This is a genomic window from Mycolicibacterium gadium (genome assembly GCF_010728925.1).
GTDB classification, from domain to species: domain Bacteria; phylum Actinomycetota; class Actinomycetes; order Mycobacteriales; family Mycobacteriaceae; genus Mycobacterium; species Mycobacterium gadium.
Genome location: NZ_AP022608.1, coordinates 646,792 through 669,299, shown reverse-complemented (window position 1 = coordinate 669,299; position 22,508 = coordinate 646,792). Strand labels below are relative to the sequence as shown.

21 protein-coding genes, 1 tRNA gene and 1 pseudogene are annotated in these 22,508 nt (G+C 63.8%); 13 read left to right on the top strand and 10 right to left on the bottom strand.

Translation table 11 applies throughout. The features are described 5' to 3' along the window. The first annotated feature begins 40 nt into the window (after nucleotides 1-40). From G6N36_RS03190 to G6N36_RS03180, 3 genes are all read left to right on the top strand, one after another. The gene (locus G6N36_RS03190; RefSeq protein ID WP_372512257.1) at nucleotides 41-901 is read left to right on the top strand and encodes an SDR family oxidoreductase; all 861 of its coding nucleotides are present in this window, start codon (nucleotides 41-43) and stop codon (nucleotides 899-901) included. Then, nucleotides 891-1,799 (top strand): DMT family transporter, encoded by a 909-nt coding sequence (locus G6N36_RS03185; RefSeq protein WP_163684882.1) that lies wholly within the window; start codon nucleotides 891-893, stop codon nucleotides 1,797-1,799. The genes G6N36_RS03190 and G6N36_RS03185 overlap by 11 nt, the downstream gene beginning before the upstream one ends. 283 nt (nucleotides 1,800-2,082) lie before the next feature. Then, nucleotides 2,083-3,042: a TerC family protein gene (locus G6N36_RS03180; protein ID WP_163684880.1), complete on the top strand. Its 960-nt coding sequence runs from the start codon at nucleotides 2,083-2,085 to the stop codon at nucleotides 3,040-3,042. 56 nt (nucleotides 3,043-3,098) lie between these two features. On the opposite strand, the gene G6N36_RS03175 is transcribed toward G6N36_RS03180, so the two are convergent. After that, entirely contained in the window at nucleotides 3,099-4,214 is a 1,116-nt protein-coding gene (locus G6N36_RS03175) for an acyl-CoA dehydrogenase family protein (RefSeq protein WP_163684878.1), read from the bottom strand. 3 nt (nucleotides 4,215-4,217) lie between these two features. After that, nucleotides 4,218-5,396 (bottom strand): acyl-CoA dehydrogenase family protein, encoded by a 1,179-nt coding sequence (locus G6N36_RS03170; RefSeq protein WP_163684876.1) that lies wholly within the window; start codon nucleotides 5,394-5,396, stop codon nucleotides 4,218-4,220. Between the two features lie 259 nt (nucleotides 5,397-5,655). Between G6N36_RS03170 and G6N36_RS03165 the strand changes: the two genes are divergently transcribed. Both G6N36_RS03165 and G6N36_RS03160 read left to right on the top strand, forming a co-directional pair. After that, nucleotides 5,656-6,396, top strand: coding sequence for a response regulator (locus G6N36_RS03165; protein WP_163684874.1), 741 nt, complete (start codon nucleotides 5,656-5,658; stop codon nucleotides 6,394-6,396). A gap of 8 nt (nucleotides 6,397-6,404) precedes the next feature. After that, a complete protein-coding gene (locus G6N36_RS03160) occupies nucleotides 6,405-7,523 on the top strand; it encodes a sensor histidine kinase (RefSeq protein ID WP_170311105.1) in 1,119 nt (372 codons plus the stop codon). A gap of 33 nt (nucleotides 7,524-7,556) precedes the next feature. Here G6N36_RS03160 and G6N36_RS03155 read toward each other — a convergent pair whose 3' ends face one another. Further along, nucleotides 7,557-8,219 (bottom strand): DUF305 domain-containing protein, encoded by a 663-nt coding sequence (locus tag G6N36_RS03155; protein ID WP_163684871.1) that lies wholly within the window; start codon nucleotides 8,217-8,219, stop codon nucleotides 7,557-7,559. Between the two features lie 331 nt (nucleotides 8,220-8,550). Between G6N36_RS03155 and G6N36_RS03150 the strand changes: the two genes are divergently transcribed. Beyond that, entirely contained in the window at nucleotides 8,551-9,249 is a 699-nt protein-coding gene (locus G6N36_RS03150) for a hypothetical protein (protein WP_179964704.1), read from the top strand. A gap of 38 nt (nucleotides 9,250-9,287) precedes the next feature. Here the strand turns inward: G6N36_RS03150 and G6N36_RS03145 are convergent, their stop codons facing one another. Beyond that, entirely contained in the window at nucleotides 9,288-9,851 is a 564-nt protein-coding gene (locus G6N36_RS03145; RefSeq protein ID WP_163684869.1) for a DinB family protein, read from the bottom strand. A 668-nt stretch (nucleotides 9,852-10,519) separates the two neighbouring features. Here G6N36_RS03145 and G6N36_RS03140 point away from each other — a divergent pair. Further along, on the top strand, nucleotides 10,520-10,702 hold the full coding sequence (locus tag G6N36_RS03140) for a hypothetical protein (RefSeq protein WP_163684868.1): 183 nt from the start codon (nucleotides 10,520-10,522) through the stop codon (nucleotides 10,700-10,702). Nucleotides 10,703-10,804: 102 nt separating this feature from the next. Here G6N36_RS03140 and G6N36_RS03135 read toward each other — a convergent pair whose 3' ends face one another. The 3 genes from G6N36_RS03135 to G6N36_RS03125 all read right to left on the bottom strand — a co-directional run bounded on the left by G6N36_RS03135 (nucleotide 10,805) and on the right by G6N36_RS03125 (nucleotide 13,346). After that, a complete protein-coding gene (locus G6N36_RS03135; protein ID WP_163684866.1) occupies nucleotides 10,805-12,175 on the bottom strand; it encodes a hypothetical protein in 1,371 nt (456 codons plus the stop codon). Next, on the bottom strand, nucleotides 12,172-12,435 hold the full coding sequence (locus tag G6N36_RS30205; RefSeq protein ID WP_308205923.1) for a hypothetical protein: 264 nt from the start codon (nucleotides 12,433-12,435) through the stop codon (nucleotides 12,172-12,174). The genes G6N36_RS03135 and G6N36_RS30205 overlap by 4 nt, the downstream gene beginning before the upstream one ends. A 200-nt stretch (nucleotides 12,436-12,635) precedes the next feature. Next, a complete protein-coding gene (locus G6N36_RS03125; RefSeq protein WP_163684862.1) occupies nucleotides 12,636-13,346 on the bottom strand; it encodes a YcnI family protein in 711 nt (236 codons plus the stop codon). Between the two features lie 388 nt (nucleotides 13,347-13,734). Here G6N36_RS03125 and G6N36_RS03120 point away from each other — a divergent pair. The 5 genes and pseudogenes from G6N36_RS03120 to G6N36_RS03100 all read left to right on the top strand — a co-directional run bounded on the left by G6N36_RS03120 (nucleotide 13,735) and on the right by G6N36_RS03100 (nucleotide 18,351). After that, nucleotides 13,735-14,106, top strand: a pseudogene (locus G6N36_RS03120) (BlaI/MecI/CopY family transcriptional regulator). After that, the gene (locus tag G6N36_RS03115) at nucleotides 14,103-15,026 is read left to right on the top strand and encodes a M56 family metallopeptidase (protein ID WP_163684860.1); all 924 of its coding nucleotides are present in this window, start codon (nucleotides 14,103-14,105) and stop codon (nucleotides 15,024-15,026) included. Before G6N36_RS03120 ends, G6N36_RS03115 begins: the two are co-directional and overlap by 4 nt. Before the next feature lie 442 nt (nucleotides 15,027-15,468). After that, on the top strand, nucleotides 15,469-15,879 hold the full coding sequence (gene lpqS, locus G6N36_RS03110) for a putative copper homeostasis (lipo)protein LpqS (protein WP_235689956.1): 411 nt from the start codon (nucleotides 15,469-15,471) through the stop codon (nucleotides 15,877-15,879). 106 nt (nucleotides 15,880-15,985) lie between these two features. Continuing rightward, complete coding sequence (locus tag G6N36_RS03105; protein WP_163684858.1) at nucleotides 15,986-17,095, top strand: PLP-dependent cysteine synthase family protein; 1,110 nt, start codon at nucleotides 15,986-15,988, stop codon at nucleotides 17,093-17,095. Next, on the top strand, nucleotides 17,092-18,351 hold the full coding sequence (locus tag G6N36_RS03100) for an MFS transporter (protein ID WP_163684856.1): 1,260 nt from the start codon (nucleotides 17,092-17,094) through the stop codon (nucleotides 18,349-18,351). The genes G6N36_RS03105 and G6N36_RS03100 overlap by 4 nt, the downstream gene beginning before the upstream one ends. 143 nt (nucleotides 18,352-18,494) lie before the next feature. Here G6N36_RS03100 and G6N36_RS03095 read toward each other — a convergent pair whose 3' ends face one another. Then, nucleotides 18,495-19,919 (bottom strand): serine/threonine-protein kinase, encoded by a 1,425-nt coding sequence (locus G6N36_RS03095; RefSeq protein WP_163684854.1) that lies wholly within the window; start codon nucleotides 19,917-19,919, stop codon nucleotides 18,495-18,497. 147 nt (nucleotides 19,920-20,066) lie between these two features. Continuing rightward, nucleotides 20,067-20,140: transfer RNA gene (locus G6N36_RS03090), tRNA-Pro, on the bottom strand. A 90-nt stretch (nucleotides 20,141-20,230) separates the two neighbouring features. Here G6N36_RS03090 and G6N36_RS03085 point away from each other — a divergent pair. After that, a complete protein-coding gene (locus G6N36_RS03085) occupies nucleotides 20,231-21,718 on the top strand; it encodes a cryptochrome/photolyase family protein (RefSeq protein ID WP_179964703.1) in 1,488 nt (495 codons plus the stop codon). Here G6N36_RS03085 and G6N36_RS03080 read toward each other — a convergent pair. Continuing rightward, complete coding sequence (locus G6N36_RS03080; protein ID WP_083127275.1) at nucleotides 21,715-22,482, bottom strand: sulfite exporter TauE/SafE family protein; 768 nt, start codon at nucleotides 22,480-22,482, stop codon at nucleotides 21,715-21,717. The genes G6N36_RS03085 and G6N36_RS03080 overlap by 4 nt on opposite strands. Between the last annotated feature and the right edge of the window lie 26 nt (nucleotides 22,483-22,508).

Genomic DNA, 22,508 nt, shown 5'->3' with positions numbered 1-22,508 from the left:
GGGTAATGGGCCGGCTGTGAGCAAGAGTGCTGAGCGAGTCGTGTCGCCGGCCAGCGTGCGCCGGTCGTTACGGCTGGCGGGTATGCGGCCGTTGCCGCGCCGACGGAATCGTGCCCCGATTGATCTGCGCGGCAAACGGATTCTGCTGACGGGAGCGTCGTCGGGTATCGGTGAGGTGGCCGCCGAGAGACTCGCTGCGCACGGCGCGATGGTGATCGTGGTGGCCCGACGTGAACACCTGCTGGCCGCTGTCGTCGACCGGATCACCGCCCGCGGCGGCAAGGCGATCGCGATCCCGACGAACTTGGCCGACCTTGACGCAGTCGACGCGCTCGTACGCGCCGCCGGACCCGTCGACATTCTCATCAACAACGCGGCCCGGTCGATCCGCCGGCCATTGCTCGAATCGCTGGACCGCTGGCACGACGTCGAACGCACCATCTTGCTGAACTACTACGCGCCGCTGCGGTTGATCGGCGGGCTGGCACCCGGAATGGTCGAACGCGGCGACGGGCACATCATCAACATCTCGAGCTGGCGCGTGATGCCCGAGTCGTCGCCGTACTTCGGTGTGTACAACGCCTCGAAGGCCGCGCTGAGCGCGGTCAGTCGAGTCATCGACAACGAGCTGGCCGAATCCGGCGTGCATTCGACCACCATCTACTACCCGCTGGTGGCCACCCCGATGATCGCGCCCACCCGCGCCTACGACGGCCTGGCCGCCCTGAGTGCCGACGAGGCCGCCGAGTGGATGGTCGTCGCCGCGCGCACCCGGCCGGTGCGCATTGCTCCGCGCAAGATGCTCCCGTTGCGCGCGCTCGACCTTGTGTCGCCGCGTCTGCTCAACGGTGTCATGAAGCGCTCGACACCACATTTGGGACCTGTTACCGGTGGGCACTGAGAACGTCGGCTACCGAGACGAAAACCTGCTTCTAGGAGCGCTGCTCACCACCGCGGCGTTCTTTTGCGTGGCCTTGGTCGGCGTGCTGGCGAAGGTTTCAGGTGACTACACCTCGACCGGCGCGCTGCTGTTGTTTCAGAATGCGATCTGTCTGGTCTTCATCCTCCCGGTGGCTTGGCGGGGCGGTGCCGCCGCGCTGCGTACGAAAAGGCTTGGCCTGCACCTGCTGCGCGCGGCCACCGGAACAGGATGTTGGTATGCGCTGTTCGTCGCGATCAAGCACATCCCGCTGGCCAACGCGACGTTGCTCACCTACAGCGCGCCGCTGTGGATGCCGCTGATCGCGTGGGCGGTGACGCGGCGACGCGTCGCGGTGCCGACCTGGCTGGGTGCCGGAATCGGTTTCGTCGGAATACTTCTGGTGCTGCAGCCGCAAGGGCACGGGTTCTCGGCCGGTGAGTTGTCGGCGTTGGCCGGCGCCTTGCTGCTCGCCGTGGCCATGATGTCGGTCCGCTGGCTCGGCGCCACTGAACCCGTCACGAGAGTTCTCTTCTACTATTTTCTACTCGCGACCGTGATGTCCATCCCGATCGCGATCGCAGACTGGCAACCGGTCGCGTCGCAGGGCTGGCCGTGGCTCATCGCTCTCGGCTTCGCGCAACTTTTTTCCCAAGCGTTGATCGTCGTCGCCTACCGCTACGCCTCCGCGGAAAAGGTGGGGCCGTTCATCTACACCGTCATCGTCTTCACCGCGGTGATCGACTGGATCGTGTGGGATCACCGACCGACCGTGACCACCTACCTCGGGATGACGCTCGTGATCGGGGGTGGTCTGCTCGCCATGCGTGCCAAAGCGAAACAGCCACAATCCATGTCGACTGCGCCGACATCCGAATAGCGTCGCCGGGGCCCCATCGCTATCCACATTGCGAAGAACGTCGGGGCGCTTACCCTGTGAGACTCTTACGGATCGCCGACGAAGCTGTCTGTTTGACCCCCGCTGAACCAGCGGCCGCCTTGACGTCTGGCGTGATTTCCCTACTATGGCGGGCGGAGGGGAGTACCCGCCCCGCTTCAGATCGTCATTACGGCAGCTCCATGTAGCTGCCCGGTCTGAGCGCCACGTTCACGTCACGAGCGTGGTTGGGAAGACCTCCGGTTCACCGACCGGAGGTTTGATCTTGACTGTTTCACTGTGGGCCTGGGTCGCCGTTCTGGCCGTCATCCTGGTCATGCTCGCCATTGATTTGTTCGCCCATCGCGATGCCCACGTGGTCGGCATGCGTGAAGCAGCCGTGTGGTCCGGCATCTGGGTCACCTTGGGCTTGGCCTTCGGCGCGATCGTTTGGTGGGTCTGGGGTGCCGAATTCGCGGGCCAATACCTCGCCGGCTACCTCATCGAGAAGTCGCTGGCGGTGGACAACGTGTTCGTCTTCGCGATCATCTTCAGCTACTTCGCCGTACCGCGGGAGTACCAGCACCGTGTGTTGTTCTACGGTGTGTTGGGAGCGTTGGTGTTCCGAGCGGTGTTCATCGCGGCCGGCTCGGTCCTCATCGCAAGCTTCGCCTGGATCCTGTACGTCTTTGGAGCATTTCTCGTCGCGACCGGATTGCGGATGGCGTTGCATCGCAACGACACCATCGATCCCGAGCGCAGCGTCGTGCTGCGGGCGTTCCGCCGGCTGATCCCGGTCACCGATGAGTATCACGGGCACAAGTTCCTGATCCGACAGGCTGGCCGATGGGTCGCGACACCCCTGCTGGCCGTGCTGGTCCTGGTCGAGGTCACCGACATCATCTTCGCGGTGGACTCCATTCCCGCCATTTTCGCCGTCACCCAACAGCCCTTCCTGGTCTTCACCTCCAACGCCTTTGCGATCCTCGGTCTGCGTGCCATGTACTTTCTGCTCGCCGATTTGATGCATCGCTTCATCTACCTGAAGCTGGGCCTTGCCTTGGTTCTCGTCTGGGTGGGCATCAAGATGTTGCTGCTCGAGGTCTACAAGATCCCGACGGGTATCTCTCTGGCGGTCGTCGTGGCGATACTCACCGTCGCTGTCACCGCGAGTTGGATCCGTACGCGACCTGTCGAACGACCGGACGAAACTCTCTCGCCGACAACACACCTCAGCCATGATTGAGTCTCGGCGGGCGCGGCTAGCGCCAATTCCAGGCGGGCATACCCAGAGTCCGGTGATTACAGCGCGACAACTCCGTACTCACCCAACCGACCGGTGAGGTATCGCAGGTGGTCGGTCGCCGAGCCGAAGGTCTGATCGATAGCGGTTAGCCTCGCCGCGTAGTGAGCGATCGGGTACTCGGCGGTCACGCCTATGCCGCCGTGCATCTGGATCGACTCCTGCGCGATGTGCTTGCCCGAACGGCCGATCTGCATCTTGGCCCGCGCGGCCGCCATCGGGTCGAATCGTCCGTCGGCGACGCACACCGCCGCGTAGTAGTTCATGCTGCGCGCCAGCTCCAGCGAGACGTACATGTCGGCGGCGCGCTGGGTCAGGGTCTGGAACGTCTTGAGCGGCACACCGAACTGCTTGCGTGTCTTGAGGTAATCGGTGGTCAATCTCAAGGCTTCGTCCATTGCCCCAACCGCTTCGGCGCACAGCGCCGACTGGAAGCGGATCACCGTCTCGTCGATGATCGCCGAGGCGTCGCCGCCCGCACCCAGCTGCTGGGCGACCGCATTGTCGAAGGTGATATCCGCCCCTCGCTGCCCGTCGAAGGTGCGGTAGCGAGTGCGGGTCACCCGGGAATTCTCTTGCGCAGAAAAGTCCACGAGGAACAGACCCGAGCCGCCGTCCGGTAACGCGGCGCTGACCAGGATCACGTCAGCGCTGTCACCGGCGATCACCGGGCTCTTGCGGCCGGTGATCGTCCACGCGTCGCCCTGCCCGGAAGCCTGGGTGCTCAGGGCCTTGGCGCTGCGGCGGTCGCCCTCCACGTGGGCGAAGGCGAGCAGCTGCTCCCCCGCGGCGACGCCGTCGAGAAGCGCGCGTTGCTCATCGGTTCCGTGCGCGGCGATCACCGCACCGGGGACGAGCGCGGCGGCCGCGACCGGTTCGGGAGCCAGCCGACGGCCGATCTCGGTCATCACGACCATCACCTCAGTGGGGCCGGAGTCCTCGTCGAAACCCATTCCGAGGATGCCGATCTCCGCCAGCTGATGCCACACCTCGCGGCTCCAGCCGACCTCGGATTCGATCACCTTGTTCCGTGTCTCGGTGTCATAGGTCTGCGCAAGGACGTCGCGGGTGGTGTCGGCCAGCATCCGCTGTTCTTCGGTCAGATCAAAGTTCATGGTTCACAGTCCAAGGATGGTCGAGGCAATGATGGTTCGCTGCACCTCGTTGCTGCCGCCGTAGATCGAGGTCTTGCGATAGTTCAGGTACTTCGGTGCGGCGTGCTGCGCCCAAGCGGGCGATGCGGCTTCGGCCGCGCCGAAGGGCAGCGAGTTGGGACCGGCGACCTCCACCATCAGATCGGTGACCGTCTGCTGCAACTGGCTACCGCGCAGCTTCAGGATCGACGACGCAGGGTTCGGCTTGCCGGTTCCTTCGTCGCCGCTGACGCGCAACTGTGTGAGTTCCAGTGCCAGCAGCTCACATTCGGCCTCGGCGACCCGGGACGCAAAGATCGGATCCTGCAATAAGGTGGTGTCGCCGTCGCCGATAGGTAGGGCGGCCGCGTATCGCTTGATGTCGTCGAGCCAGACTTTGGTGGTGCCGATCCGGGCGATGCCGGTGCGCTCATTGGACAGCAGGAATTTCGCGTAGCTCCAGCCCGCGTTCTCCTCACCGACGAGCTGATCGGCAGGGACTCGGACGTCTTCGAACCAGACCTCGTTGACCTCATAGCTGCCGTCGATCAGCTTGATCGGCCGCAGGGTGATGCCCGGGGTGCTCATCTCGGCCAGCAAGATCGATATGCCGGCTTGTTTCTTCGGCGCGTCGGGATTGGTACGGGCCAACACGAAGATCCAGTCGGCGAACTGGCCGAGCGTGGTCCAGGTCTTTTGGCCGTTGATCACGTAGTCGTCGCCGTCGCGCACCGCCGTAGTGCGTAGGCTCGCCAGGTCCGAGCCGGCCTCTGGCTCGGAGAACCCCTGAGCCCACCAGATGTCCAGGTTGGCCGTCGGGGGTAGGAACCGCTGCTTCATCTCCTGGGAACCGAACTGTGCGATGACCGGACCGATCATGCTGGCGTTGAAAGCCAGCGGTTCGGGGACACGCGCCATCCGCAACTCGTCCGACCAGATCTGGCGCTGCAACGGAGTCCAGTCTTTGCCGCCCCACTCGACCGGCCAGTTCGGCACCGCCAAACCGGCGGCGTTGAGGATCTGCTGGGTGATCACCAGGTCCTCGGGAAAGCTCAACTCGTCGTTACGCGCCCGCTCGAGAATCTCGGCCGGAATCTGGGTGGTGAAGAAATCCCGCAGTTCGTCCCGGAACTTCGCATCCTCGTCGCTCAGAGCCAATCGCACGATCGCGACCTCGCTTTCTCTCGTGGCCTCGTCGCACTCACGGTAGGAGCTAATGAGGGCCGTCGCACCGCGTTCCCTCGACGATCGACAAGGATGTGTCCGCAGTTGGTGCCGGTGTCCATGCGCCACGTCATCGGGTCACCTCCTTCGCGTTCCACACTCGTGCGCTCGGGTGGCGAATCGACGATACTTCTACGAAGATTCGCGCAAGACCTGGGTCTTGGGTTCCTGAATTCCTTCAGGACGGCACGATGAAGGCATGGACACGCCTGCGGCCACCCACCCTGCGGGTTATCGAGCGTTGGTGGTCGACGACGAGGTGGCTCTGGCCGAAGTCGTGGCGAGCTACCTCAGACGCGAGCATTTCGATGTCAGCATTGCTCACAGCGGGGCCGACGCCCTCACGCAAGCTCGTGAGATCGACCCGGACGTTGTCGTTTTGGACCTCGCATTGCCGGGCATCGACGGCTTGGAGGTATGCCGCCAACTGCGCTCGTTTTCCGATGCCTATGTAGTGATGCTCACCGCACGCGATACCGAACTGGACACCGTCGTGGGCCTGTCGGTCGGTGCAGACGACTATGTCACCAAACCGTTCAGTCCCCGCGAATTGGTCGCGAGGATCCGGGCCATGCTGCGTCGGCCTCGCACCGTCGCAACGCCGACACATGCCGCGGGAACCGTCGCCGAACCCCCACCGCGGGCGTTCGGGCCATTATCCATCGACGTCGCGGGCCGCCGAGTGTTCCTCGACGACGAGCCAGTCCTGATGACCCGCACCGAGTTCGACGTCCTGGCCGCATTGTCGTCGCGGCCGGCCGTGGTCTTTACTCGCCGCCAGCTCCTCGAGGCCGTCTGGGGAGACTACTGGGGTGGCAACGAGCATCTAGTCGACGTTCACATCGGACATCTGCGCCGCAAGTTGGCGGATGACCCCGCCGATCCCCGCTACGTGATCACGGTCCGCGGTGTCGGCTACCGAATGGGAAGTGGCCAGTGAGGACAGTAATGAGCATTCAGCCCGGGTCACGGCGCAGTCCTGGAGTCGGCGCCCGGCTACTGCTGGCGCAGGCCTTGGTGCTCCTCGCCGGCGGCGCAACCACATGGATCGTCGCTGTCATCGTCGGTCCACCGCTGTTCCGGGACCACCTGCAACAGGCGGGGCTCCCCCATTCATCCAATGAACAGTTCCACGCCGAGCAGGCCTACCGGTACGCCACAGCCATCTCCATCGCGGTCGCCATCGGGGTGGCCGCATTGACCGCCCTTCTCGTGACGTGGTACTTCAGCCGCCGCCTGCAGCGCTCAATTGCCGAAGTCGCTTCCGCCGCCACTGCGGTCGCTGACGGCCGCTATGACATCCGCGTGTCGCCACTGCACCTGGGGGAAGATTTCGCGAATCTGTCCGGCGCGTTCAATCGGATGTCTGAGCGGCTCGAAACGGTCGAGACCACCCGGCGCCAACTCTTCGGTGACCTCGCCCATGAGATCAGGACACCGGTCTCGGTGCTCAAGGCCTACGTCGAGGCTGTCGAGGACGGAGTGAAAACGCTAAACCCCGAGACGGTTGCAGTGCTGAACGATCAAGCGGGACGGCTGGTGGGCTTTTCCGATGACTTGGCCGCGCTCGCTCAAGCCGAGGAAGGGCCCGGTGCGGTCGCCCCTCAGTGGATCGATCCTCGGGCTGCGATCTCCGCCACCGTGGCTGCGGCAGCTGATCGATATGCGGACAAGGGCGTCGAGTTGTCCTTCGATGCCGTCAACCCGCTGCCCAAGGTGTGGGCAGATCCTCTGCGCCTGGCACAGGTGGTCGGAAACCTTCTCGACAACGCTCTCCGTCACACCGCCCCGCGTGGTCACGTCGAGCTGAAGGCGGCGGCGCAGCCCGGCGGACTGATCATCACGGTGAGTGACAATGGTGATGGCATCGCTGCCGCGCACCTCCCGCACGTGTTCGAGCGCTTCTATCGCGCCGATGTCGCTCGCGACCGGGGCCACGGCGGCGCCGGGATCGGGTTGGCCATCGCCAAAGCCCTCACCGAGGCCCACGGCGGCCGCATCACGGCAGCCAGCCGCGGAGCCGGGCTGGGCAGTACTTTCACAATCGAATTACCCATCAACCGCTGACACCCTCGCGGCTTTCACGACCTAACCTGGCTGCTACAACGAGGCCAGGATCGTGTTCATCGTGTCGATCTCCTGTTGCTGGCTGGTGACGATCGAGCGCGCCAAGGCAATCGTGTCGGGGTACTGACCATCCTTGATCTCGTTCTGCGCCATGACAATTGCACCCTCGTGATGCTCGACCATCTGGGTCAGGAACAATTTGGCGGCTGTCACCCCCTGGGCGTTCTGCAGTGCGGCCATGTCCTCCTCGGACATCATGCCGGCCATCCCTGGCATGCCGTCCATCCCTGGCATGCCCGGCATCCCACCGTGACCCGGCATCCCACTGTGACCCGGCATATCCATCCCGGGCATCATCGGCATCGCGGGCACGCCCCACTGGGTGAGCCAGGCCTGCATCGTTTCGATCTCGGGACCCTGAGCAGCCTTGATCTGCTTGGCGAGATCTAGAACTCGCGGGTCGATTCCTTGCTTGGCCAACACTATGTCGCTCATCTCGATTGCCTGCTGATGATGAGGGATCATGTGCTTGGTGAACATCACATCAGCCTGATTGTGGGCTTCGGTGGCCGAGGCCGACGGTGCCGACACCGACGACGAATCAGCTTCCTGCGTAGTGCTGGTACTGCCACACGCACCGACGGTGACCAGTGCGGCCAGGGCGGCCGCACCGACGGCCAGCGTCTTCCTCTTCATCACAGACAAGTCCCTTCTGGTTTTCACGGTCGACGCGGCTGCAGCGCCCTGATTGACGCATGGCCCATCCCGATGTGTGTTCGAGCATCCGCGCCGCCGGTATGGCCCCACTAGTCGTTCTGTGAAGATTCGATAAAGAACGACAACCGTACTCGGCTCGCCGACGCCGCCGCGCGAAATGCCCTCACACAGCAGCCGTTTGGGCTGCTCGGCGAGCACGGCGACTCGGCCTCAGCCCGACCGCGGACAACAGTTACGCGTCAGTCTCGGTCAGGTTGAGATGTGATGTCGCATAGCCATTGTGGAGTTCGGCGCTGTCATCATCAGTCGAGTGGCACGTAGAGCAGCGACGAAGACCGACAGCAGGTTGGCCGCACGTCTGGCAGCAATGGCTTCACTCGGCGCAGCGGTCGTCCACTTCGCCGTCGCACCGACTCATTGGCAAGAGTGGATGCCGTCAGGACTGTTCTTCGTCTCACTTGCACTGTCTCAACTGATTTGGGCAGCAGCGATGCTCGTTCGGGCCACAACGCCCGTGCTCGCCGCTGGGATCCTGCTCAATATCGGAGCCGTCGCGCTCTGGGCCCTTTCACGGACGGCAGGTGCGCCCTTCGGCCCACATGCCGGCGAACCTGAGTTGATACAAGCCGCCGACCTCTGTGCTCTGCTGCTTCAGATCTACGTCGTCATGGGAGCTGCCTGGGTCTGGTACCGCGGCCACGAAGGGGAGCCGATACCGGCGTTTGCAAACGCGATGGTCTTTCTCGGCGTGTGTGCTGTCGTCGCTTTGGCCTCCACCGTGGGAGTGGCCTCGGGTGTGCGACACGGCCACCACGGGCCGACCGCTGCAGAACCAGATCATCATGGGCCGACGGTCGGACATGCAGATGGCCATCATGATCATCCAGTGCCGACCACGTCACCGCCGATCATCGAATCGGTCGGCACGCCCGCTGTACCGGCACCTGTCGAAGCTCCGCTGCCCCCGGCACAGCCTTTGGACGACGGTCACGGTGATCATGAGCATTAAGAGTGACATCTGATTCAGCTCGAATACTGTTGGCTGGGTCAACCTTCGGGAGGGGCCTGTCGCGGCTCGCCGATAGCGCTCAGGGTCAACTGTTGACGGTGGTGGTCGTAGTGCCGGCCCGGATAGTCGTAGACGTCCGCGAGCGTCATGTAATCGCGAAAGTACGGATCCCACCGGCGCGGGTAATGCATCCCACGGCGGAAGGCGTCGACGCTCTCCCGGGCGAGGGATCCCTCTAGCTTGTCGATGACGCGGTCCATCTTCTTGCCCATGCGTCGGCGATTGAAAACCAGTGCCGCAGCGCAGGATCCGTAGTAGTTGATCGCATGGAACGGCCGTGTCGCCGCGTCGAGAAGCCGGGCGAAGCTGCGGCTGGCGCCGTCCGGTAGTCGCCCGAACACACGCACGAGAAACAGTAGCCGTCGCACGACCATGTATCCGAACACCATGTGGAAGAGCAGTTGCTCGTTGTTCCAACGAGTGCCCGACGTTCGCTTCTTCCAGTCGAGGACGTCCGCGCTGGACAAGAGGTGCTGAAAATCGGCGCGCGCTCGTTCCAGGTCTGCCGCGAGTGCTGCTCGATCGGTCATTGGTTCCGACATAGCTCACCTTGATCCGCGAAGTTCGCAGTTCAAGCCTATGCCGTTCGACGCCGCTACGAGCCCATCCCCCGAACGCCACCTTCACAACGCAGCCAAGCTCCCAGCGGCGAGGCAGATCCAACTCTGCAAATCCAGGGGTCCTTTTGCCCGGGGGCAATTACGCTCTGGTGTGGGGCTGTTCTGTTTGCAAGGCGAAGTTAGTTTCAGGGGCGGAGCGTGATATGCGTGGATTTCTTCTCAGTACGGCCGCATTAGCGCTCATCTTGGGCGCAGCTCCGGTTGCCTCCGGTGACGATGTGCCGGGTATCGACGATAACGCGGTGCTCGACGCGCCTTGCTATAGCGCAGACCGATATATCTTCGGGCGCGGCCCTAATGGGGAGCCCCTTGCCTGCGTCGCCTCCGATGGCGCCGGCCAATGGGTTCAATCCGTGCCTTTAGTTGGTGTCCGTGCTGTCGGCTCGCCGTGCGTTGACGAGAGTTACGGTGCCGCGCAGTCCCCCGACGGGTTGGGCCTATTGTGTGTCCCCGACCTGGGATGGCAGCCCGGCCCCTAGCTCCCGCCGATGAACAACAAGGCTCGCGGCAGTCATGGCCCCAGCCATCTGCCCAGGGTTCGCCAGCGACGCAGGGACAACCCGCCTACCCGAACCCGGGCAGACCGACTAATGACGTTCGAAGCCGACGCGATCGCCGCCCTCGAGAGTGGTCGGCGCGCAGAGTTCGCCGCGCTGAATTCGAGTCGCCTGGAAGGCGAGATCAACCGGGTCGGTCCCTCTGGCCTCGCTGTCGCGGTCCGAATGTACGAAACCCACCCGGGTGCAGTGCAACCCGACACCGACCCAGTCTGAGTTCTACGCAAAGCCGATGTCCCCGCGATGGCATCCGTTAAGACGAGGTGCATTCTTGAGAACAAGGCCGTGATGCCGTGTCTCGAGATCTCGGGGTCGAGGTCAAGCGCCGAACAGTAGGTACAGGCCGGCGAAGGTATAACCGACCATTGTCAGCATCATCGCGAGCTGGCCGGTCAATTGATGGCCCACTGGCAGCACCCGCAGTGCCTTGTCGTGCGCGGCGATCACAGCCAATATGTGTCCGATGACCACGGCGGCGACCTTGATGGTCCACAACAATGTCGGGTTCAGAGATAGGAAGTACTGCACGTCACCGGAGTCCAGGCCGAGTAGGTGCCAGCCCCTGCCGAGCGGGTCGGCGAGCCGCACAATGGTCTCCTGGCCTCGCTCGACGAGGTAGGAGAGGTAATGGGCGAAAATGTATCCCACGACAATGGGAATGAGGCTGTGAGCGAGTAGCGCGGGTAACTCGCGACGTCGTTCACGACTTACACCGGCGGCCGCGCGAGCCGCAACGGAGAATGTCACGCCGACTGCAAGCACGAAGAGCAAGAGCGTGAGGGTTCGAAGCACCGTGCCGCCCGCGGAATCGTCGACCAGAGGAATGGCGGCGGCGTTGCGATTGACGAAGTTACCGAAGGTAGCGGACTGGGAGAAGCTGTCGAACGCGGTGGATCCGAGCAGCACCGCGATCACCGCTACGGTGCCTGGACGCACCGGCATGCTGGGCAGATGATCGAGCGGATTTCCGACGACAATTCGCCCTGTGACGCGATTTCTTCTAAACGGCGCCAGCCGCGAGACTGTCACGCTGTACACCTCGAAGGGGTCGGCTCGAGCGAACCACGTCGTTCCGAATAGTGCTGCGCCGGCCAGCATCGCGACGAGGTAGATCAGAGTCCAGATCTTGATCGCCGTGAGCGAGCCGGGATCGGAACTTGCCAGTTCCAGCCACACAAAGGCAAACAGCCCCAACACCGCCGGCCAGTATCCCCAGCCCGGCCGGTACTGCACACGGCCCTGAGAGGCCGCGGCGTCGCGCCGTCCGACCTGCACCAGTCGCCATACAGTGCGCACCGGCGAGATCACTCGCCAAATTGGGCCCACGACAACTGAAATGACGACGAGTCCGACCCACAGCAGCACATAGAACACACCCGGTAGCGCGTTGTCACTGTCTTGGGGTCCCCAGATTGCGGCGACGGCCACCCAGATGGAGAAGATCGCGGCGGCACCCGCGACGATCCATCGTACGACCGGGGAGTCGACGGCAGCAGTCACCCACGCGGGTAATTCGCGTCCTGGCTTGTCTGGGTCGAATCGCGGCGTCTTCCAGGCCACAGCGACAACGGCGAATGTCGCAGCCAAGGCCCAAGCGGCCCCAATCAGCGCGTACGACAACGGCACTGGGAGATCGGTCGATCCGCCTACGCCGTGCGCGAGGACCGTCACCGCGGCTTCGGGCGTCAAGGCCGGACTTCGATGGTGACGACTGTGACGTGCAAGTCGTGCAGCTCCACAGCGACGCGGCCCGGAATGTCGACGGTGAACTCGAAGCGCTGGTCGGGGGCGGCGGCCACGTCAAAGACGTGTTCGGGCACCGAGTGCACGTGCAGGCTGTCCTCGGCGTCGCTGGTCACCTGAAGCACGATTGGCTCGCCCGCGACGGCCTGAACCGTCGCGTTTGTGGGTGTCGCCACGCCCTTGTCGACGGTGACATCGATGACCATCCCGGCTTCAGCGCTCGTCGAAGGTGTCGCCGCAGAGGTTTGCGCAGAAGGCGACTGCGCAGCAGAGGAGTTGGAAGGCGAGGGCTCCGAACCACACGCCGCCAAGACGGCGGCAGCCGCTCCAATTGCGCTCGCCCTTAGCCAAACGCAGCTTCTACTCATGATCAATTTCTTCGGAAGTCCGGTCGTTCGGGCCGTGGCTACTCTGTGTCCGTGGCGCGCTGGGGAGTCGCCTCCGCACCAGGTAGCACAGGATGGGCGGATCGTCGGGCCCGGTCTATCGAGAAGATCCCTAACGCGACGGCGATCACCGCGAAGCCCAGAGCGGTCCAGGCAATGACCGAAGTAATACCGGTGCCGCCGGACGCACCGTCCGAAGTCGCACCGAGATTCACTGACGGCACCGGGTACTCCGGGTCGCTGCCTTCGGGCACCGGTTCCGTCCAGGCGTCGGTGGTCCCATCGGCGAAGGTCTGATACGTGGGCAAGGCCAGAGTCTCGATATCCGGCAGCGGCCCGGCCTCGAGGACAAAGTCGTCGAACTGGCCCGGCAGAATTCCCTGGCCTGTCGCAGTCCAGGTCACCGAACTGACCACCTCGTCGACCGGCGTACCGTCGTCTCGGTAGATCGGTGGATCCGTTTTCTTCTTCTTGATATCCAGTTTCCAGCCCGGAACCGGCTGAGCCAGCACGGTGCGGATCTGAATGTCGTCGGGGATGCGCACTTCTACCTTGGTGGTGGCTGGGTTAGCTGATTCGCCGGGAACGCGCAGTGTGATTAGACCCGTCTCCCCTGGTCCCCCACCCTCGAGGATGGCGTCGACATGAGCGGCCGCTGAAGGGCTTGCCAGCAGTGCCGCCACGCCACTGACTATCAATGTTCCGACGATGCGCACAAGAATCTTCAACACCGACCACCTCCGCTTGTGAATAGCAGTCTTCGAATCGACATCGAAAGTGCCTGCCTCAGCTCGGAATTGCCGTTGAGCAACGTACGGTCGCTCACGTCCACACCATCTCTCCCATACGTGCCCGAGGCGCTCTTCCTCACCGCGGGCACAGTCTACGGGGTAAGACCGTAGATGAGCGGAGATGAGATACGGCGGGTCGCGTATTCCGAATGATTGCGTCGCCGACCTGCCACGCCGGTCGCGGTCTGCTCAAATCCGGGTCTTGGCGACGCAACCCGTGCATCACGCGTGCGTGTCACAGCCGCTTGACCCAGACGACAGTTAGATTGTGTCGAAGAACAGTCGAGTGACGCGGTGGACGTCGGACCGTGTCGATGCGGAGTACGACATGCAACAGCGAGCTTTCGGTGACCTGGAGGCCGTCATCATGGACCTCGTTTGGGACTACGAAGATCCCGTGACAGTGCGCCAGATATTTGACGAACTCTCCGCCGATCGCCAGATCGCCTACACCACCGTGATGTCGACGATGGACAACCTCCATCGCAAGGAGTGGCTGAGCCGTGAACGCAGCGGCAAGGCGTAATTGTATCGCCCTGTGATGAGTCGCGAAGAGCGTTCCGCGCGACTGATGCGCGCTGCATTCGAGACGGGCGGCGACACCAATGCGGTGTTGGCCTTTTTCGTCGAGCAGATGAGCGCTGAAGAATCTGCGCAATTGCGCTCAGCGTTGCGCCGTGGAGGTACCCGGCGCCGATGACCACTGGCTTATGGCTGCTGCTCTACGGCGCCGCGCTGGCCTGGCTTCTACCATCACTTCTGCGACGGCTCACCAAGTCCGGCGTCAGCCCTCAGCTGGGAGTGGCGGCCTGGTTGACGGCGATCGCAGCGACGCTCATCGCATGGGTCATCGCCGTGGTGCTCATCGGTGCTGCAGCTATCGACGGGGTCTTCGGCACGTCGGCGGTCACCTTGTGCCTCGAGTTGTTCGGGCTTTCCGAGCACGGGGGGCTCCCCGGCCTAAGTGGCTCAATAGCGTTGACGATCGTCGGCATCAGTGTGTTGATCATCTTCTTCGTGAGAACCAGTCGATCGGTCACGCAGCTGAGGTCGCGAAGCCGCGAGCACGCCAACGCAGTGCTGCTGGTGGGTCGGCGGACCACGCGCCCCGGCGTTGTCGTCGTCGACGCCCAGAGATCGGCGGCCTACTGCGTGTCCGGGCGCCCTCCTGCGATCGTGGTAACCAGTGCTGCGTGGTCGTCTTTGGCCAGCTCCGAGCTTTCCGCTGTCTTGGCGCATGAGCAGGCACATATCGCCGGTCGGCATCACCAGCTACTGATGGTGCTGCGAGCGATGGCGGCGGCCCTTCCGCGACTGCCCTTGATGCAGCAGGGCGCTCATGCGGTTGCTGAACTGCTGGAGATGTGCGCTGACGACGCTGCCGCTCGCCGACATGGGGTCAACCCCATCCTGGGCGGTCTGCTTGCCATGGCAGAACCACACAGTTCCGTCCCCGCCGAAGGGTTGGCGGCGGCCGGCACCGCGGTAGCAGCGCGCGCGATCCGACTTGCTCAGCCTGCGCGCGGGCGAGCCAAGTGGAGCCAGAGACTTATGCTCGCAATGAGCATGACGATGATGCTCGGCGCGCCTGCCCTTATCCAACATCTGTGTCACCACTGACGGCGTCGAGATATTAGCCAGGGACACGCGTCGTCCATTCCCACCGCGAGTCACAAGACCCCTGTGTTGAGTCGCTTCCACATGGATGTTGCGGCAGCATCACGTGTGATTCCCATCACAACAGGGCGATGCATGGGATGCACCGGCGCCGAACAGAATGCACTGCGAGCGCACGGAGCCATCGCATCGGCAGGATGTCTAGATTCGGTAAGCAACCGCCAATCTACGGAGTGAAACCGTAGATAATCAGCATGTATGCCCGTGCGCGGAAGATAAACATTTCGTCAAAAGCATTAGCAGTCAATCACACTCGACTGCGTATCGAACTGACTGCCAATAGCGGAAGCCGCCAACACGCGTTCGTCGCGGCACGATCACAACATGGCGTCGAATCGACGGGTCCCCAAAACGAGCTCGATCCGCTGCTACAGTCGGCTGCATTGTGAGGTACAACGACGCTCCCTTTAGTGCGCGACGGCACGCCGTCATCGCGCTACTGGTCGCGCTTGTCGTGCTGGTTGCCGGTACCGGATGGAAACTCACCGAGCACAACCCCCTGGCGCATCATGGCCCGCACGCCCTGTCGTCGTCCATCTCGAACGACTTTGCTGCCGTCATAGAGCACCCGCACGTGCAGGACGGTTCCGTCCCCATCGCGCCCAACGCGTTCGCCGAAGCCCCCTTGCCGCGCACAGTGACGCTACTGGTCGCAATCGGCCTCGTCGCCGTCATCGGCGCGGCATTCTCCATGTGGGCAACGGGTTCGCCTGCTGTTATCCGAGGCCCTCCAAGACGGGGTGGTTCCGTCGCCGGGCAGCAGCTGCTGCTTCGACTCTGCATCGCGCGCCGCTGATTCGGTAGCGCCAGATTCGCGTCCCTTGGCGCGAGTCGGTGAACGCTATCCATGTCAGCCGCCGCGGCAAAGAACGTCGTGGCATCACCGAAAGTGACCCACGTTCATGAGCCATGCTCTGTCCGTTCACTCGCCACACCACTACGCCGTCCATCATCAACGCCTGCGTCGCTTCGACAAGCCCGGCACGATGGTCGGAAATACACCTGTACTGAGGATTGCGGCGCCGTTCACAGACGGCAGTCGCGGGTTTTGGGCCAAACTCGAAGGGTTCAACCCCGGCGGAATGAAAGACCGTCCCGCCATCCACATGGTCGAACGAGGCCGCGTCCGCGGCGACTTGGGGCCCGGCAGCCGTATCGTCGAATCAACAAGCGGCACATTGGGACTAGGGCTGGCCCTGGCCGGCACTGTCTATGGCCACCCAGTGACTCTCATTACAGATCCCGGACTCGAGCCGATCATCTCGCGGATGCTGACCGCGTACGGCGCCGACGTCGATGTCGTCACCGAACCGCATCCCGAAGGTGGGTGGCAGCAGGCGCGACGAAACCGCGTGATGGAGATCCTCGAATCCGACCCCGACGCGTGGTATCCGGATCAATACAACAATCCCGACAACGTCGACGCCTATCGGGGTCTGGCAGAAGAGCTGTCAGCGCAACTGGGCGCGATCGACGTACTCGTCTGCTCTGTCGGCACCGGAGGCCATTCGGCCGGCATAGCGCGGGTACTGCGTGAAACCAATCCCGAACTGCAGCTCATCGGCGTCGACACAATCGGCTCAACCATCTTCGGTCAGCCGGCCCGGCCCCGATTGATGCGTGGGCTGGGGTCGAGTATCTACCCTCGCAATGTGGACTACGCCGCCTTCAATGAAGTTCACTGGGTCGCTCCCGAGGAAGCCGTATGGGCATGCCGCACGCTGGCCGCTACCCACTACGCCACAGGTGGCTGGAGCGTCGGCGCGGTCGCTCTGGTAGCCGGTTGGGTCGCACGGACCAATTCATCCAGCGCAACCATTGCGGCGGTCTTTCCCGATGGGCCGCAACGCTACTTCGATACCGTCTACAACGATGACTACTGCGGCGTCAACGGGCTGTTTACCGGCACTCCGCCACGCGATCCAGAACTCATCACCGATCCACGCAATCACGTCGTCACATCCTGGACACGAACGTCATCGATCACAGATCCGACAGCGGTCTCGCGATGAGCTTCACCGGACAGTTTCGTAGCTTCGGCTGGCCCAGCCGGATGTTGATGGTCAATCAGTTCGGCATCAACCTGGGTTTCTACATGCTGATGCCCTATCTCGCCGGGTATCTCGCCGGTCCGCTTGGACTTGCCGCGTGGGCGATCGGTCTCGTGCTGGGCGTACGGAACTTCTCGCAGCAGGGCATGTTCATTGTGGGCGGCACACTCGCCGACCGCCTCGGGTTCAAGCCGCTGATCGTCGCCGGGTGCATACTCCGCACCGGCGGATTCGCCTTGCTGGTGGTCGCCGATTCGCTACCTGCGGTGCTGATCGCTTCCGCAGCAACAGGTTTCGCGGGTGCTCTGTTCAATCCGGCTGTTCGCGCCTACCTCGCCGCCGATTCAGGACCACGACGCGTCGAAGCGTTCGCGACATTCAACATCTTCTATCAAGCGGGAATACTGGCCGGGCCGTTGGTTGGGCTTGCACTGTTGGCCTTCGACTTTCGCGTAGTCGCGGCGTCGGCTGCGGTCGTGTTCGCGATTCTGACCGTCGCCCAGCTGTTCGCATTGCCGCAGCATCGGGCGACGCCGCAACTCGAGAAGACCACCGTTCTGCACGATTGGCGGACGGTCCTCGCAAACCGATCCTTCCTACTTTTCGCCACCGCGATGATCGGCTCCTACATTCTGTCCTTTCAGGTTTACCTGGCGCTGCCGTTGCACGCTAAGAACCTCGTACCCGCCCATGAATCGCTTGTCGTCGCAATGGTCTTCGTCGTGTCGGGACTTGTGGCCGTTGCAGGGCAGCTGCGCATCACCCGATGGTTCACCAGGCGCTGGGGGTCGGGGCACTCGCTGGTGATCGGCATGCTGATCCTTGCCACCGCCTTCACCCCACTGATCGCGTTCCCCAGCGCAGCACGGTTCGGCGAGCTTGCCGCAGTCGGCGCCCTGGTCGTTGCCGCAGCAGTTCTTGCTGTCGGCTCCGCAGCAGTGTTTCCCTTCGAGATGGACACCGTCGTCTCGTTGGCCAAGAACCGATTGGTCGGGACACATTACGGCTTCTACAACACGATTGTGGGCATCGGCATTTTGGCAGGCAATCTGGCCACCGGCGCGCTGATGCAAGCCGCCCGCGCCGCCGGGCGTGAAGAACTCATCTGGTTCGCGTTGACAGCGGTCGGGCTGGCAGCTGCCGCGGCGCTCTACCGGCTCGACCGCACGGGCCGACTGGACCCGGAATTATCCAGCGCCCCAACGCACGCCGCCTAATCGCGGATAACAGCCACCGAGAACTTTTCACCGTCGAACGGGATTGCTGAACTTTTCCAGCACGGTGTTCGCTTGCGACGGCCTCGGTGGGGCGCCACGGCCGCATCGGCCGCGCCGACCGGGCCGCGGACGGTTACCGCGGCTTACCGTTTCCCACTATTTCCGTTCGCGCTCCCGTTGTTTCCGTTCGCGCTCCCGTTGTTTCCGTTCGCGCTCCCGTTGTTTCCGTTACCGGTCCTTCGATCGCCAGCACCCCTGGTGCCGTTGATGTTGCCTTTTATGTCGCCGCGGCTGACACTGCCGTAACCATTCCCGCTGCCGCTGTTGCCTGAGCCGCCACCGCTGAAGCTGCCCGTGCGGCGTGGTTGGGGTGGCCTCGTTTGCTCCACCACGCGTGTTGGCGAGGGCTGTTCCGCCTCCACCAACACCACCACGGGCACAGGAGAGGGAGTAACGGTCAGCGTTGTCGGCTGCGGGACTTCGGTCACCCCAATCGGGGAAGGCACAGGGGTGCTGACGCTGAAGGTTCCGGGTGCGGTCGTGGGTGTCGTCGACGACGGATTCGACGTAAAGGCAAGCACTGCCAGTGCCATCGCCCCTAATAGAACTCCGGACCCGGCAACTTTGAGCACCCGCTCCGGTGAGCGTTTGACCGAGGTAGCCGACACCGCCTTCACCGGTGGTGAGCTCTTCCGTCGAATTCCTAATATCCTCGGCGATCGCCCATGAGCAATTGCCGGGACGGGGCCGACGAGCGCAATCGCTTCTCCGTCCAACGCCCTCCGCATCGCATCGGCGCTACCGAAGCGCCGGAGCGGATCTGGTGACATCGCACGCTCGATCACGTCGGCAAGTAATGGATCGATGTCTGGACGTAAATCCTTCAATGGCGGTGGACGGCCCTCGACGATCGCATGGGCCAGCGGCATTATGTCCTCTTGCGGAAACGGCTTTTGACCCGTCAGCGCCTCATACCCGACGACACCGACGGCATAGAGATCGTCATCAACGGATGCAGGCTTGCCGCTGACCCTGTCGGGGCTCATGTAAGCCAGCGTGCCGACGACATGACCAGTCGTCGTATGGACAGATGCGGCGGTCTTCACGATTCCGAAATCGGCAACTTTGACGGTGCCCGATGGCGCGATCAGCAAATTACCGGGCTTGATGTCACGATGCAGCATTCCCGCATCGTGCGCGACGGCAAGAGCCGCGAGCACGCCGCGCAGCGCCGCACAAACCTGCGCCGGAGGGAGCGGTCCGAGCGCAATCTGGTCGCCGAGGGTGTCGCCCGGCAGACGCTCCATCACGATAAACGGAGTCTCGTTGTCGTTGCCGATGTCATACACCCGGACGATGTTTGAGTGGTTGAGAGCGGCCGCAGCGCGCGCCTCGATTTCGAACCGTTGCCGGATGTCGGCTTGCGAGCTCAGACCTCGGCGAAGGAGCTTGATAGCCACGGGGCGGCTCAAGCGAGTGTCCCAACCGTCACACACTTCGGCAGTAGCGCCGTAACCCAGCACGTCGCGAAGTTCGTAGCGCCCGCCAAGTAGCCCGACGCCGTTCATGACCGTTAGGTATCCGTAATGTGTGCAGCACAAACCCTCATCAAACAATTAATTGACGGTGCCGCCGTTAACTGGCCTCCGGCGTGCAGGACCGGCCCCGACCAAAAGAAAACCCGCTCGGCTGCGCCGGCGGGTCTTTCGCTTTTGTCGGGCTGACAGGATTTGAACCTGCGACCACTTGACCCCCAGTCAAGTGCGCTACCAAGCTGCGCCACAGCCCGTGGTGCTGCCGGGATCGCCGGCAGCAGATCGAAAGCCTACCGCAGCGCGCCGTCACAATTGCAATCGCTCGGGCCGGGTACTCGCCACCCGTGACCGCGCACGATGACACGCCGCTGTGGCTCTTCGCCGACCAGTTGGGGCCCGCGGTCTACGGCGGAGAACACGCCCACCGCGAGATCCTGCTCGTCGAGGCCACCTCTGCGCTGCGCCGTCGCCGCTACCACCGGCAAAAGCTGCACCTCGTCCTGTCCGCGCTCCGCCACGCCGAGCGCGACCTCGGCGACCGCGCCACTTTGCTCAAGGCCGACGATTACACCGACGCGCTCGAGCGCTTCGGCCGCCCGGTCCTCGTCCACGAGCCGACCTCCCACGCCGCCGAGCGGTTCGTCCACCGCCTCAAGAAGCACGGTCTCGTCGCCGATGGCCTGCCCACGCCGACCTTCGCGCTTCCCCGCGCCGAGTTCGCCGAATGGGCGGGAAACCGCACCCGCTTCCGCATGGAGGACTTCTACCGCGACCAGCGCCGCCGCTTCGACGTGCTGATGGATGGCGCTGATCCCGTCGGCCGGCGCTGGAACTACGACGAGGACAATCGCGAATCTCCACCCAAAAAGCAAGCGACACTTGGCACCCCGAAGCCATACCGTCCTCGCGAGGACGACATCGACGACCAGGTGCGCCGCGACCTCGACCGCATGGACATCGACACCGTCGGCGTCGACGGCCCGCGACTCTTCGCCGTGACGCCATCGGAAGCCAAGCGGGCGCTGACCCGTTTCATCGACCATCGCCTCGAACTTTTCGGCCGCTACGAGGACGCCATGATGGGCCAGGACTGGGCCATGTCGCACTCACTGCTGTCCGTCCCCTTGAATCTCGGCGTACTACATCCCCTCGACGCCGTCCACGCCGCTGAACAGGCTTACCGCCAACAGCAGGCGCCGCTCGCCGCCGTCGAAGGCTTCATCCGCCAGATCCTCGGCTGGCGCGAATACATGTGGCACCTCTATTGGCACTTCGGCCCGGCCTACCTTCGCAACAACAAACTCGACGCGCGGGCCAAGCTGCCGGACTGGTGGACCGACCTCGAGGCCGACGCCGTGACCGCCGAATGTCTGCGCCACGCCCTGATGGGTGTCCGCGACCGCGGCTGGACGCACCACATTCAACGGCTCATGGTCCTGGGCAACCACGCACTGCAGCGCGGCTACCACCCGCGCGAGCTCACCGAGTGGTTCGCCACCACCTACGTCGACGGCTTCCGGTGGGTCATGCCGACCAACGTCATCGGCATGAGCCAGCACGCCGACGGCGGCAAGCTCGCCACCAAGCCCTACGCGTCCGGCGGCGCCTACATCAACAAGATGAGCGACCACTGCGCAGACTGCGCCTACGACCCGAAGAAACGGCTCGGCGACGACGCCTGCCCGTTCACCGCGGGCTACTGGGCATTCGTGCACCGCCATCGAGACCTGCTCGCGAAAAACAACCGCACGCAGCGGGCGGTGTCATCGATGGAGCGACTCAAAGATCTCGACGCGGTACTCGAACAGGAGAAGGCGCGGACGCACTTCTAGATCGTCAGCAGCCGCCACAGCCCGATCAGGCCCACAACGACGATGAACGCGCGCAGCGCAGTGGGCGACAGCCGTCGTCCATAGTGCGCGCCGAGGAACCCGCCGATCGTCGACCCGAGTGCGATCAGCCCGGCGGCCAGCCAGCTGATCCGGTCGAATGCGACGACCGTGTAGGCCACTGCCGCAACGATGTTCACGACCAGCGAGAGCAGATTCTTGGCCGCGTTCATCCGCTGCATGTCCTCGGGAAGCAACGCACCCATCGCGGCGATCAGCAGGATTCCCTGTGCGGCGGTGAAGTACCCGCCGTAGATGCCCACCGCGAATGTCGCGATGACGAGCATCACCATCTTCCGCGGCGACACGTGCTCCGCCGACTCGCCGGCCGCCTCCGACCGCCGCCGCGCCCAGTCCTGGATGCGCGGCCCGATCACGACCAGCACCAGCGCGAGGATCAGCAGCACCGGCACGATCTGCTGGAACACCTTCTCGGGCAGATGCAGCAGCAGCCACGCACCCAGCCCCGCACCGAAGAACGACGCCGGCAGCTGCCACCGCAGCCGATGCCACTGTCCGCGCAGTTCGCGTCGGTAGCCCCACGTTCCCGACGCGCTACCGGCCACCAGGCCGACGGCGTTCGACATCGTCGACGTGACCGGCGGATAACCCAGCGCGACCAGCGTGGGGAACGTGATCAGGGTGCCCGACCCCACGACCGCGTTGATCGCCCCCGCCCCGACGCCGGCGAGGGCGATCAGGATCATGTCGAGAACGGGCACCGGAGCGAGCC